Origin of the sequence: Endozoicomonas sp. YOMI1 (assembly GCF_024606345.1) — a bacterium.
Classification (GTDB): Bacteria; Pseudomonadota; Gammaproteobacteria; order Pseudomonadales; family Endozoicomonadaceae; genus Endozoicomonas.
Map to the genome: position 1 here is coordinate 1 of NZ_JAHHPM010000012.1, position 13581 is coordinate 13581.

Here is a 13581-nt window from a genome sequence, read left to right on the forward strand (position 1 = left end):
ATAAAAATTTCTGATTCTGAGGAGAATAGCGGGGCTATTTGACGAAGAAGCAGGATTTTTTAGACCAATTTATCGCAACCGCACGGCTGCATGGATGCAGGAGCTAGAGCAACGCAGGAGCAGTTGCCGCATAGGGCAGTCTATTCTCGGACAGCCTCCTAGTCACTCTGATCCATTAGCGAGTGCCCGGGAAAATGGCAGAACCCGGGGATATCTCGCCGGGTGGAAGGGGTCGTGGCCAGCAACTCCCCCCGGGACAAATCCCTGATTTGCTATGCAGCATCATCCAACAAAAACGTATTCTTTATTTCAAAAAAAGTCTGATCAACCTGCACCATTATGTTTCAGCCAGATGCCTTTATAGATGCAACCTTCAGCGATATAAGTCGTCATAAAGGCGGACAGAACGCACCAGTAAAGACCAAAAAAGCATTAGCAGGCATTATTATATTTCTGTATGATTGCCGCGGGACCGGCGGAGTGTTGAGCATATGCTCCCGATAACCAGATGAGGACATAAGAAGTCAGGACTGTTGGTACACCATACAGGAACGGATTGTCTCTAAACCGCCAATGACTGAGACTGCAGTAACGCTGTTCAAAACAGAAGCAACTGACTCGTTTTTTGACCGGATATTGATCCGTATCAATACAATCCCATTTCGGTTTACCCACAATAATCATCAAATCTCATAATTATAACCCGAAGGTAGCATGGAGCATGAGCACTGCAACGTTACAGCCGAGCTATAGCGACAAGCTATACAACTACAAAGTAGTTCGGCAGTTTGCCATCATGGCCGTGGTGTGGGGAGTGGTTGGTATGGCGGTAGGCCTGCTGATTGCCTCTCAGATGGTCTTTCCCGAACTCAACCTGGGCTTACCCTGGACCAGCTTTGGACGCTTGCGGCCACTGCATACCAATGCAGTGATTTTTGCTTTTGGCGGCTGTGTTCTGTTTGCAACGTCCTACTACATCGTCCAGCGAACCTGTCAGGCGACACTGGCCATGCCAGGGCTCGCCGCTTTCACCTTTTGGGGATGGCAACTGGTAATTGTTGCTGCAGCAATTACTCTGCCCCTGGGCATTACCTCTTCCAAAGAGTACGCCGAACTGGAATGGCCTATTGATATCCTGATCGCTGTTGTCTGGGTCAGTTACGCCCTGGTCTTCTTTGGCACCATCATGAAGCGCAAGAGTAAGCATATCTATGTGGCTAATTGGTTCTTTGGTGCATTCATTATTACCGTTGCCGTGCTCCATATCGTTAACAGCGCCTCTCTGCCCGTCACCCTGACCAAGTCCTATTCTGCTTACGCTGGTGCCATGGATGCCATGATCCAGTGGTGGTATGGCCACAATGCGGTAGGCTTCTTCCTCACCGCTGGTTTCCTGGGCATGATGTATTACTTCGTGCCAAAACAGGCGAAGCGTCCGGTTTACTCTTATCGTCTGTCCATCGTGCATTTCTGGGCACTGGTCGCTATCTACATCTGGGCCGGTCCGCACCATTTGCACTACACCGCACTGCCTGACTGGGCCCAGAGCCTGGGTATGGTTATGTCACTGGTGCTGCTGGCACCTTCCTGGGGGGGCATGATTAACGGGATCATGACTCTCTCAGGTGCATGGCATAAACTGCGGACCGATCCGATCCTGCGTTTTATGGTGGTTTCCCTCTCCTTCTACGGCATGTCCACCTTTGAAGGCCCGATGATGGCCATCAAGACCGTTAACGCCCTGTCCCACTACACCGATTGGACCATTGGTCATGTTCACTCAGGCGCCCTTGGTTGGGTAGCCATGGTGTCATTTGGTTCGCTCTACCACCTGATTCCAAGACTGTACGGTAAAGAGCAGATGTACAGCGTTGGCCTGATCAATACGCACTTCTGGCTGGCCACCATCGGCACCGTTCTTTACATCGTTGCCATGTGGGTGAACGGTATCACTCAGGGGCTGATGTGGCGTGCAGTGAACGAAGACGGCACGTTAACCTACAGCTTTATTGAGTCCGTAGAAGCCAGCGGTGTAGGCTACATTGTCCGCGCTATTGGTGGTGCCTTCTTTGTGCTTGGCATGCTGATCATGGCTTACAACGTATACCGCACTGCCAGTGAATCGGAGGAGCCGTCCTCCGATAAAAAATCCCTCGAACTCAACCCGACCACTTTGCCGGTTGAAGGGAGATAATAATAATGGCTAGCAAGCACGACATTGTTGAAAAGAACCTTGGCCTGATGGTGATACTGGTGGTCGTTGCCATCAGTTTTGGCTCCCTGGTTGAGATCGTTCCGCTCTTTTTCCAGAAAGAAACCACTCAGCCTGTGGATGGCCTGAAGCCTTACACCGCAATGCAGCTGGAAGGCCGTGATATCTACATCCGTGAAGGCTGCGCAGGCTGCCACTCCCAGATGATTCGTCCGCTGCGTGCCGAGGTTGAGCGTTATGGCCACTACTCGGTCGCTGGTGAGTCCGTTTATGACTACCCATTCCTCTGGGGGTCCAAGCGTACCGGTCCGGACCTTGCCCGGGTTGGTGGTCGTTACTCCGATGACTGGCACCGTGCTCACCTGATTAACCCACGTGACCTGGTGCCTCAGTCCATCATGCCCGCTTACCCATTCCTGGCTAACAACAAGCTGGATGGCAAGCTGACGGCAAGAAAGATGGAAACGTTACGGACACTGGGTGTTCCTTACACCGATGAAGATATTGCCGGTGCCCGGGATGCCGTCAAAGGGCAAACCGAGCTGAACGCCCTGGTAGCTTATCTCCAGGGACTGGGCACCGTTATTACGGGTAAGCGCTGATGGATATCAATACGATTCGAGGACTGGCGACACTGGTCGCCCTGATCGCATTTCTATCGGTGGTCTTCTGGGCCTACAGCAGCAGGCGTAAAGGTGACTTTGATGAAGCCGCCTCCCTGCCATTTGCTGATGACCGGGAAGACGATGCTGTGAATACCGATGGGACAACCAGCCACCGGGAAACCCATAAGAACTCCCAGAAAAGAGGAGTAGCATAACGATGAGTAATTTCTGGCACTGGTGGATCGTGTTATTGACCACCGCCTGCCTTGTACTGGTCACCTGGGTTCTGTTTGCAACTCGTAAGACCCAGCGCAAGGAAATGACCGAAGAGACCACCGGTCATGCGTACGATGGTATTGAAGAGTACGATAACCCGCTTCCCCACTGGTGGTTCATCATGTTTGTGGCCACCCTGGTATTCACCGTGGGTTATCTGATTCTCTACCCGGGGATGGGCAAGTGGGCAGGCATCCTTGGCTGGACTCAGGTTAATGAGCTGGAGCAGAATCAACAGAAACATGACCGCAAGTATGCGCCTGAATTTGCCCGTTACGCCGCCACCCCGATTGAACAGCTGATCAACAACCCCAAGGCGCTGAAAATGGGTGAGCGGGTCTTTATCAATAACTGTGCGCTTTGTCACGGTATGGACGCCGGCGGTAACTTCGGTTTTCCGGATCTCGTTGACAACGACTGGCTCTACGGTGGTACTCCTGACGCCATCAAGGCTACCATTGTTCACGGCCGTCAGGGGCAAATGCCAGCCTGGGGCGCCGTGATCGGTGATATAGGTGTGAAGCAGGTTGCCAGCTATACCCGTGAACTGTCCGGCATTGATACCGGCGCCAGCGAAGCGGATCTGGCCGTCGGCGAAAAGATCTTCAGTACGACGTGTGCCGTCTGTCATAACGCCGATGGCACCGGTAACTTTGCCTTGGGCGCTCCGAACCTGACCAACAATATCTGGCTGTACGGTTCAAGCCAGGCGCAAGTGGAATACACCATCCGTCAGGGACGAAATGGCGTTATGCCACCCTGGAACGACATTCTCGGTGAAGAGAAGGTTCATCTGGTGACGGCTTACGTCTACAGCCTGACTCATAAGGGTAAATAGCCTTGACTCAAGAGTACAGAGAGAATCCTTAAGCCTCCCACGCTCCGCGTGGGAATGCATACCGGAGCATACAGAATGCGGCAAAACCTGTTTTGTCCGGAATCCCGGGTGCTTAATGGGGATTTTGATTTGCGGCGGGTTCAGCAGGTATGCATTCCCACGGGGAACCGTGGGAACGAGTCATCTCCGTTCACCCTGAGCGGAGTCGAAGGGTGATTGGCACAGTCTTTATTAAAGGGTATGGAGTTTACGCCCTTCAACTCCGCTCAGGACGAACGAAGTTTGGACGTCAATGATAGAAGGAACCCATCAATTACATTGAAACCGTGTACTGGATCGTTTATCCAGGTTTCGCGACAGCCTCGAACCGTGGGAATAAGCCAAGGGTTACCTGCTGAAAATCCATAAAAACCTTAACGGTATATTTGGGCTCTATGAACAAACACAATGCCAACCAGGAACCGGAACTGATCGACCTGTATCAGAAGCCTGACAAGATTTACACCAGAAGCTTCTCGGGCCACTTCCGGACGCTTCGTCTGGCTGGCGGTACATTCCTCTTCTTACTTTTTTTTGGTACCTGCTGGATCAACCTGAATGGCCGTCAGGCCGTTCTCTTTGACCTGCCCGCCAGACAATTTCACATCTTTGGCACCACCTACTGGCCCCAGGACTTTATCCTGCTGTCCTGGCTGTTGATTATCTGTGCCTTTGGCCTGTTTGCATTAACGGTGTTTGCCGGACGAATCTGGTGCGGCTACACCTGCCCCCAGAGCGTATTCACCTGGGTATTTATGTGGGCAGAACGCATTACTGAAGGTGAACGCAACCGCAGGATGAAGATGGACAAAAAGCCCATGTCCGTCGGGAAATTTCTGCGCAAGAGCGCCAAACACCTGCTCTGGCTGAGTGTCGCTTTTGCTACGGCGCTCACCTTTGTCGGTTACTTTATCCCTGTCCGGCAACTGGTGTTGGACATAGCCACCTTCGATGTTGCGCCCTGGGGTATTTTCTGGCTCGGCTTCTTCACCCTGGCAACCTATGGCAATGCGGGTTACCTGCGGGAGCAGGTTTGCATTTACATGTGCCCCTACGCCCGTTTTCAGAGCGTTATGTTCGATAACGATACCCTGGTGGTTGCATACGACAAGAGTCGCGGTGAGCAGCGTGGTCCACGCAAGAAAAGCGCTGATCACAAAAATATGGGGCTGGGGGACTGTGTGGACTGCAGTGTCTGCGTGCAAGTCTGTCCTACGGGTATCGACATCCGTGATGGGCTGCAATATCAGTGTATCGGCTGTGCCGCCTGTATTGATGCCTGTGACACCATCATGGACAAAATGGGCTATGACAAAGGCCTGATTCGCTACACCACCGACAACGAACTGTCCGGCCAGAAAACCCATTGGCTTCGTCCCCGCCTGATCGGGTATAGTTCAGCACTGTTTATCATGATCTGCCTGTTTATCTTCAGCCTTGGCCATCGAACTCCCCTGGAACTGGAAGTACTCAGGGATAGAAATGTACTTTTCCGGGTCATAAATGATGACCAGGTAGAAAATATCTACACACTGAAAGTCGCTAACAAAGACCAGCAACCCCATGAAATTCTTATCCAGGTGGCTGGTATTGAGAGTCTGAAAATAGCGGGCAAAACTGCCATTGTGGTAGAGCCAGGCAGTGTGCAGCAGGAAATCATCAGGGTTATCGCTCCGTTGATTGATAGAGTTCCCAGCACACGGCCGGTTCGCTTCAGCATCAGTTCCAGCCAGCCCGGACTGGAAGCCATTACCGCTGAAAGCCGATTTATGGTGCCCGGACCATAGAGGAAACCCTGTACCATGACGCAGTCAACAACCAGCAGAGATAACCTGGCAGTAGGCCAGCCTTCCACCAACAGGGAACCTTTTACCCCCTGGTACCGGGAACCCTGGGCCTGGTACATCGTGGGTATTTTGATGGTCACCTTTGCCTGGGGAAGCTTTCAGGTCTATACCGCATTTACCCATCAGGACAGCGTGGTTATTGATGACTATTACAAGAACGGCAAAACCATCAACCAGGACATGACCCGGATTGAAAATGCCCGAATCCTGGCCGTTGAAGGCATACTGACCATTGATGAACTGATCGGTGAAGTCAGAGTGAAGATGCAGGGAAATCCGGCCGTGTGGCCTGGGCAACTTAAACTCAGTTTTCTTTCTCCGGTGTTTAAAGACAAAGATAAAGCCATTATGCTGACCCGCTCCTTTGGCATCAGCGCTAAATTGGCCGCAGGCGCGAATGCTGCCTCAGGCGCTGCACAACCCGGGCAAAACCCAATCTATGTCGGTCAGCTGGAAGCGCTGGTTGCCGGACGTTACTACCTGCAACTGGAAACTCTGGATGAACTGATTCCGGAAGTAGGCTATGAAACCGGCTGGAAGATCACCCTGGAGGCAGTAGTCTCACCGGGAACCCCCATTACCCTGAAAAACCCGGATGCCTGATGACCGATACCCGTTGCTTTCATTGCACACTGCCGGTCAGTGAGCCGGTGGTATTTTTTGCAGACGTTGAAGGAACACAACAGCCCATGTGCTGTCCGGGCTGCAAGGCAGTGACCGAGGCCATCGTGGCCGGCGGTCTGGAGAATTATTACCGGCACCGGACCGAAAGCGCCAACCAGGTCACTGACCTGAATCAGCGACTGCAGGAAGAACTGCAGATCTATGACCGTGCAGAGGTGCAAAAGGATTTTGTCAGACCCGCAGGCCCAGCTTCGCAAAGCCAGGACAACCACCTGACTGCCAGTCTGCTGATAGACGGCATCACCTGTGCTGCCTGTGTCTGGTTACTGGAAAACCATCTGGAAGCACTGGCGGGCGTTGCCCGGGTCAGTGTCAACCTCAGCACCCATGAGGCACAGATCACCTGGTATAACAGTGAGATACCCTTAAGTACCATTCTGCTGGAAATTCACACAATCGGTTACAAGGCTTTCCCCTGGCGTGCTGACCAACAGGAAGCCCTGCTGAAAAACGAAAACCGAACCTTTATACGACGGCTTGCCGTTGCCGGTATTGGTGCCATGCAGGTGATGATGTATGCCATCGCCCTCTATTCCGGCGCGATCAGTGAAGATATGCCGGACATTTACCGGGACCTGATCCGGATCTTCAGTGCCGTGATTGCCACGCCTGTGGTGTTGTACTCTGCAGCGCCCTTCTTCAAGGCGGCCTGGCGGGATATCAAAATACGCCATCTCGGTATGGATGTGCCGGTATCCATTGCCATTGGTGGTGCCTATCTGGCCAGCCTGTGGGCAACCTTCTCGGTTTATTTTCTCCCTGAAGGCTCTATTTATGCCATCGCTGAAGGCTCTATTTATTCCATCGCTGAAGGCTCTGGCGAAGTCTATTATGACTCCGTTTCCATGTTTACCTTCTTCCTGTTGACTGGCCGCTACCTTGAGCTTCGTGCCCGCCACGCAACCGCCAGGGCTGCACGGGCGCTGACCAATCTGCTGCCGCCCAGTTGCCTGAAAGAAGTCAATAGCCAGTATCAGCGCGTCCCGGTTGCCGATTTGCAACCGGACGACAAGGTTAGAATTCTTCCCGGTGATGCCATTCCTGCAGATGGTGTTCTGATCAGTGGTTCCACCAGCGTTAATGAAGCCATGTTAACCGGAGAATACCTGCCAATCGAAAAGCAGCCGGGTGACACACTGCTGTGCAGCAGTATCAATGTGGACCATCCCATTGAGCTTAAGGTGAGCAAAGTGGGCGAAGAGACCCGGGTAGCGGGCATTATCCAGCTGCTGCAACGGGCACAGCAGGATAAGCCCGCCATCGCGAAAATTGCCGATAAGGTGGCTGGCTGGTTTGTTGCCTGTGTTTTGCTGGTGGCTATTGTCGTTTACTGGGGCTGGTCTGGCATTGCTCCGGAAGACGCGTTCTGGATTACCCTGTCGGTTCTGGTGGTGACCTGCCCCTGCGCTCTGTCCCTGGCCACGCCCGCCGCTCTGACCGCTGCGACCGGTTATCTGCACCGCCTTGGTCTACTGGTTACCCGCAGTCATGTTCTGGAAGGCCTGAAAACCATCGACCATGTGATCTTTGATAAGACCGGCACCTTAACCAAAGGGGAACTGTCATTAAGTCAGGTGGTTCCTCTTGATAATGGCAACTGCTCAGAAGAAGTCTTGCTTCAGCGGGCAGCAGCTCTGGAAGCACACTCTGAACACCCTATCGCCAGAGCCTTTTTCTACACTGTTGAGTCACTGCATGAACAGGCTCACGATGTGAAAAACCATCTTGGCCAGGGAATAGAAGGAACCATTGGCAACCGCCTTTATCGCATCGGGCGGCCTGACTTTGCCTGCCCATCCGGCAATATGGCAACCCCAGAACAGGATGGGCAGTGGCTGCTGATGTCAGAAAGCACTGAGCAGGAACTCTGGCAACCGCTCTGCTGGTTCAGGATTACCGACAGTCTGCGCCCTGAGGCAGCCCATACGATCCAACGGCTGCAGCAGATGGGCAAAACCGTGACCTTGCTCAGTGGTGATGCCGAGCCGGTTGTCGCGGCAACGGCTGAATCACTGGGTATACGGCAATGGAAGTCTGAAAGCAGCCCGGATGACAAGCTGCACTATATCCAGACTCTACAGAGTCAAGGTCACAAAGTCTTAATGGTCGGTGATGGCATCAATGATGTTCCCGTTCTGGCCGGTGCGGATATCTCCATGGCCATGGGTAATGCCTCAGACCTGGCGCGCACCAGTGCGGATGCAGTATTGATTTCCGGAAACCTTGAACGACTGGCCGATGCCTTTAACCTGACCGTAAGAACCCGGAAAATCATCCGGCAAAACCTGGCATGGTCCCTTGGCTATAACCTTGCCGCCCTACCCCTGGCCGCAGCAGGCATGATTGCGCCATGGATGGCGGCTACCGGCATGGCGCTAAGCTCACTGATTGTAGTGGCCAATGCCCTGCGACTGAACCGCCCGGGGAAACGGATCAAAGAACCGACCCAATCAGAAGAAGCCTACGCCCACCTTGAACCCAGAGGAGCTGTTTGACCATGGAAAGCCTGATTATCCTGATCCCTCTGGCCCTGATCCTGATCGCGGTAGCGGTCAAAGTGTTCTTCTGGGCAGTAGACGATGGTCAGTTTGACGACCTTGAAGGGCCAGCGCACAGCATTCTTTTTGATGAGCCTCAACGCACACAGATACCAAAGACTAATTCGCATGACCATGAATGAAGTCCCCACTTTACTTTCCGCATTAACCCTGGGCGTACTGGGCAGCGCCCACTGCATCGGAATGTGTGGCGGCATTACTTCCGCGCTCAGCCTTTCCCTGGCAGGCAAGTCACGCTCACAGATCTTCTGGCTGATGCTGACCTACCATCTCGGACGGATTACCAGCTATGCCATCGCTGGCTTCCTTCTGGCCAGTATTGGCTGGTACCTGGGCGGAATCAGCCCGGAAGTAAAGATGGGACTGCGCTATTTTGCGGCCATTATGTTGATCGCCATGGGGCTTTATCTCACTGGTTGGTGGCGTGGTCTGACACACCTGGAGAAAATCGGGCATAAGCTCTGGCAACATATCCAACCCAAAGCCAAAGCACTGCTGCCAATCAAAAATTTTCCCAATGCCCTCGCCATTGGCATGCTCTGGGGATGGTTACCCTGTGGCCTGGTTTATAGCACACTGGCCTGGAGCGCTGGCCAGGGACAACCGGTACGGGGTGCGCTGTTAATGGCCTCATTCGGCATCGGCACCATACCCTCAGTGTTCCTGCTCGGTGCGTTCTCAAGACAGCTCAGTGGCATTATTCAGGCCAGTATCACCCGCAACCTGGCAGGTTTGCTGATCATCCTTTTCGGGTTATGGTCTATGCCCGGCGCGCACCAGAGGTGGTTGATGTCGGTGCTGCACCATCATCATATGTGATAAAGAGAAAAGGTCCTGATTTGCTCGATTAATAACCACAGGGCAGATACAATAACTGACCTCCATAGCTTCACGCCACGCTGGAAAAAATCCTCATCACAGGCACCAAAGACCAACCATCAAGCCATGCTGAGTGCGGTTCTTACCTATTGACCCCGATCAAAGAACAGCCGTGAAAATTTTTCTAAACTATCAAAAAACATCATGACGTAATACAGACTGTTCTGCCTTAAGCGTTCCGACATCGAAAGACAGGTCTGAAGGCCAAAACACTGACTGATAAGACATGAAGATTACCGTTCGAGAGCAATAATGAATACTGCACCAGTTTGGGATAAAGACCTGATTCACCGTTACAACCACTCAGGCCCGCGTTATACCTCCTATCCCACGGCGGTGCAGTTTGATGGCAGCTTTGATATTCAGAAATATCATCAAAATGCCCTGTCCAGTGCCAGCGCCATCAAACCCCTGTCACTCTACTTCCATATCCCGTTCTGCTCCCATGTCTGTTATTACTGCGCCTGTAATAAAATTGTGACCAGGCACCCTGAGCGTGCCAATATTTATCTGGAATACCTGTTTCGTGAAATAGAGATGCAAGCAGCGCTCTACAGCCAGGAACAGCGGGTTGAGCAACTCCACTTTGGCGGCGGCACTCCGACCTTTCTGAGCAGAGATCAGATGACTGACCTGATGGGCCATATCCGCCAGCACTTCCAGCTGACCCAAAACGATACAGCAGACTACTCCATTGAACTGGACCCCAGAGAAGTAGACTGGCCCATGATGAGCACCCTGAGGGACCTCGGTTTCAATCGAATCAGCATGGGTGTTCAAGACCTGAACGCCAGAGTGCAGGAAGCCGTTAATCGGGTCCAGCCAGAAAGCATGATTCAATCAATTCTTGATGCTTCCAGAACCATGGCATTCCGTTCGGTGCATATGGATCTGATTTACGGCCTGCCTTTCCAGACCACCAACAGCTTTATGGAAACCATTGATCGAGTGGTTGATATGGCCCCGGACAGGTTATCCCTGTTTAACTACGCCCACCTGCCACACCGCTTTAAGCCGCAGCGCAGAATCAATGACCAGGATCTGCCAGCGCCGGAGATGAAGCTGGAAATTCTGCATCAGGCCACGGAAAAGCTGTTGGATCAGGGCTACATCTATATCGGTATGGATCACTTTGCCCTGCCAGACGATGAACTGGCCATTGCCCGGGAAGAAGGCACTCTGCACCGGAATTTTCAGGGTTATACCACGCATAGCCACTGCGACCTGATCGGCATGGGCGTGTCTGCCATCAGCCAGGTTGGCGACACTTATATTCAGAACAGCACAGATGAAGCCCAGTACTACTCAATGATCAATGAACAGCAGCTGCCAATGGTACGCGGATTGAAGATGACGGCTGATGACAAAGTCCGTCAGGCAGTGATTACCCAGCTGATCTGCCACTTCAAATTGAACTTCAGCGATATTGAACAGCAGTTTGGCATTCGATTCAGAGATTACTTCCGTGCTGAGCTGGCAAGGCTTGAGCCGATGAGGGCAGACGACCTGGTCAGTCTGAATAGTGATGGTTTGCTGGAAGTACTGCCGAAGGGAACGCTACTGATCCGTAACATCTGTATGCAGTTCGACCACTATCTCAATCAACCCGAGATGAAAGAAAAGCCTCTCTACTCAAAGGTCATCTGAATAGCAGTACACACCTCCGGAGCGATAACAAAGCTCCGGGAGTTCTCTTCTGCCACCACCGGGGTCACTGCCTGATCATCCCGCACAGCGATGAAAACTCTCCACAAACCACCGGCTTATCAGAAAAAAACTGAAACTGACTACTGGTTTGTCACCACTCTCACATTGATTTACTTAAAACATAAGTGCAAAATCTGCCAGGTCAGTCAAATACCATGAATGAAAATTTAATCCTGTGACACAAGACAATGTCAGATTGATTTTCCAGGGATTAAGACATACAACCACCAGGAGCCATGACCATACTATTATCAGGGTCAGCCCTGAGCTGGATAGACGACACAGCAGATGAAAGCTCATCGGAACATCCGCAGCTTATGACGCCTTGCTGAAGCAGCACTAAAGCCCTACTTTAGGTCTGCCCGGTTGCGTACATACCTGATTTACACTCCGGTAGCACTTTTCATACACTTGGTTTTCCATAAACAGTGTCGAATTTCGCCAATACGACTTTGAGGCCTCTCATGACGTCAAAGCCCAACGCCCGACAGCCGAGCCATGTGGCCTGCAAAGACTGCAGCCTCAGCGCATTGTGCCTGCCACTGGCACTGAGCATTAAGGATATCGATCAGCTGGATCACATCATCAAGCGTGGGCGTCCTTTGAAAAAAGGCGAACACCTGTTTCTGGAAGGCGACCCCTTCACCAGTGTCTTTGCTGTTCGCTCAGGGGCTATAAAAACCTACACGGCTACCAATGAAGGTGAGGAACAAATCACCGGATTTTACCTGCCCAGCGAAATTCTTGGCCTGAGCGGTATGGATACGGATACCTATCCGGTTTCTGCCCAGGCTATGGAAACCACCATGATCTGCGAGATTCCTTTTGAGCAACTGGAAGCCCTTTCAGAACAATTTCCGGAGCTTCGCCGACATCTGATGCGCCTGATGAGCAAGCGTATCCGTGAAGACCAGCAAATGATGATGCTGCTGTCCAAGAAAAACGCAGATGAACGCATTGCCACATTCCTGATTAACCTGGCCAGCCGTTTTCGCCGCCGTGGCTTTTCTTCCCAGTCGTTCCGACTGTCCATGTCGAGAAATGAGATGGGGAACTACCTGGGCCTGGCGGTAGAAACCGTTAGTCGTGTATTTACCCGATTCCAGAAAAATGGCCTGATCTCAGCGGTGGGCAAGGAAATCGAAATTCGCAACTCGATTGAACTCTGTGCCCTGGCTGGCGGAAAAACACTGGAACCCAACCAGATCGCCACCAGCGCCTGACTTTATTCTCTAACCTTCCAGGAGGCTTCTTCCATTTATCCTATTAACTGATAACGGCATACTCTCTCCCATGCATACAAACGAATGCTCATCCGTTCAGGAATATCTGCAAACACAAATCAGAACCATAGCGGACTGGCCCCATAAAGGCATCCTGTTTCGGGATATCACCACACTGTTTGAAAACCCGGAAGCCTGGCGTAAGGCCGTGGATGCTATGGTTCAGCGTTATGAGAACCAGACTTTTGATCGCATTGGCGCTCTGGATGCCCGCGGTTTCCTGCTTGGCTCGACACTGGCCTATATCATGAACAAGCCACTGATACTGTTTCGCAAGAAAGGCAAACTACCCGGCAAAACCCTCAGTGTTGAGTATGACCTTGAGTATGGCAAAGCAGTACTGGAAATGCATGAAGACACCATTAAGGCTGGTGAAAAAATTCTGTTGATGGATGACCTTATCGCCACCGGAGGCACACTGCTGGCTGCCGATCAGCTGATCCGAAAAGCAGGAGCCAGCACACTGGAGGCCTCAGCCATCATCAATCTGCCAGACCTCAAGGGTGTGGACAAACTCAATGCAGCAGGCATTCCAACTTATACTCTGTGCAATTTTGCCGGTGAGTAATACCAATTCCACCTTCTAAATATGAACTGTGCAGCCATTTTGAACAGCTGGATCTTCGTTGGAATTCCTCGCAATAGCCCTGCTA

Annotated in this window: 12 protein-coding genes; all 12 read left to right on the top strand. The window is 52.1% G+C overall.

Going from position 1 to position 13581, the window contains the following annotated elements; genetic code table 11:
• The first annotated feature begins 721 nt into the window (after nt 1-721).
• The 12 genes from ccoN to KDK15_RS00510 all read left to right on the top strand — a co-directional run bounded on the left by ccoN (nt 722) and on the right by KDK15_RS00510 (nt 13496).
• The gene (ccoN, locus tag KDK15_RS00455) at nt 722-2194 is read left to right on the top strand and encodes a cytochrome-c oxidase, cbb3-type subunit I (protein WP_257293396.1); all 1473 of its coding nucleotides are present in this window, start codon (nt 722-724) and stop codon (nt 2192-2194) included.
• Nucleotides 2195-2199: 5 nt separating this feature from the next.
• A complete protein-coding gene (gene ccoO / locus KDK15_RS00460) occupies nt 2200-2814 on the top strand; it encodes a cytochrome-c oxidase, cbb3-type subunit II (protein WP_257293397.1) in 615 nt (204 codons plus the stop codon).
• Nucleotides 2814-3032, top strand: coding sequence for a cbb3-type cytochrome c oxidase subunit 3 (locus KDK15_RS00465; RefSeq protein WP_257293398.1), 219 nt, complete (start codon nt 2814-2816; stop codon nt 3030-3032). The genes ccoO and KDK15_RS00465 overlap by 1 nt, the downstream gene beginning before the upstream one ends.
• A 2-nt stretch (nt 3033-3034) precedes the next feature.
• Nucleotides 3035-3931: a cytochrome-c oxidase, cbb3-type subunit III gene (gene ccoP, locus KDK15_RS00470; protein ID WP_257293399.1), complete on the top strand. Its 897-nt coding sequence runs from the start codon at nt 3035-3037 to the stop codon at nt 3929-3931.
• A gap of 434 nt (nt 3932-4365) precedes the next feature.
• On the top strand, nt 4366-5757 hold the full coding sequence (ccoG, locus tag KDK15_RS00475; protein ID WP_257293400.1) for a cytochrome c oxidase accessory protein CcoG: 1392 nt from the start codon (nt 4366-4368) through the stop codon (nt 5755-5757).
• A gap of 15 nt (nt 5758-5772) precedes the next feature.
• Nucleotides 5773-6420, top strand: coding sequence for a FixH family protein (locus KDK15_RS00480; protein ID WP_257293401.1), 648 nt, complete (start codon nt 5773-5775; stop codon nt 6418-6420).
• Nucleotides 6420-8996, top strand: coding sequence for a heavy metal translocating P-type ATPase (locus KDK15_RS00485; protein WP_257293402.1), 2577 nt, complete (start codon nt 6420-6422; stop codon nt 8994-8996). The genes KDK15_RS00480 and KDK15_RS00485 overlap by 1 nt, the downstream gene beginning before the upstream one ends.
• 2 nt (nt 8997-8998) lie before the next feature.
• Nucleotides 8999-9181, top strand: a complete 183-nt coding sequence (gene ccoS / locus KDK15_RS00490) for a cbb3-type cytochrome oxidase assembly protein CcoS (RefSeq protein WP_257293403.1) — start codon at nt 8999-9001, stop codon at nt 9179-9181.
• Nucleotides 9168-9878, top strand: coding sequence for a sulfite exporter TauE/SafE family protein (locus KDK15_RS00495; RefSeq protein WP_257293404.1), 711 nt, complete (start codon nt 9168-9170; stop codon nt 9876-9878). The genes ccoS and KDK15_RS00495 overlap by 14 nt, the downstream gene beginning before the upstream one ends.
• Nucleotides 9879-10190: 312 nt before the next feature.
• Nucleotides 10191-11585, top strand: a complete 1395-nt coding sequence (gene hemN, locus KDK15_RS00500; protein ID WP_257293405.1) for an oxygen-independent coproporphyrinogen III oxidase — start codon at nt 10191-10193, stop codon at nt 11583-11585.
• A 524-nt stretch (nt 11586-12109) separates the two neighbouring features.
• Nucleotides 12110-12868 carry a fumarate/nitrate reduction transcriptional regulator Fnr gene (gene fnr / locus KDK15_RS00505; protein ID WP_257293406.1) on the top strand — a complete coding sequence of 253 codons (759 nt, stop codon included), beginning with the start codon at nt 12110-12112 and terminating at the stop codon, nt 12866-12868.
• Nucleotides 12869-12938: 70 nt separating this feature from the next.
• Entirely contained in the window at nt 12939-13496 is a 558-nt protein-coding gene (locus KDK15_RS00510) for an adenine phosphoribosyltransferase (protein ID WP_257293407.1), read from the top strand.
• The last annotated feature ends 85 nt before the right edge of the window (nt 13497-13581 follow it).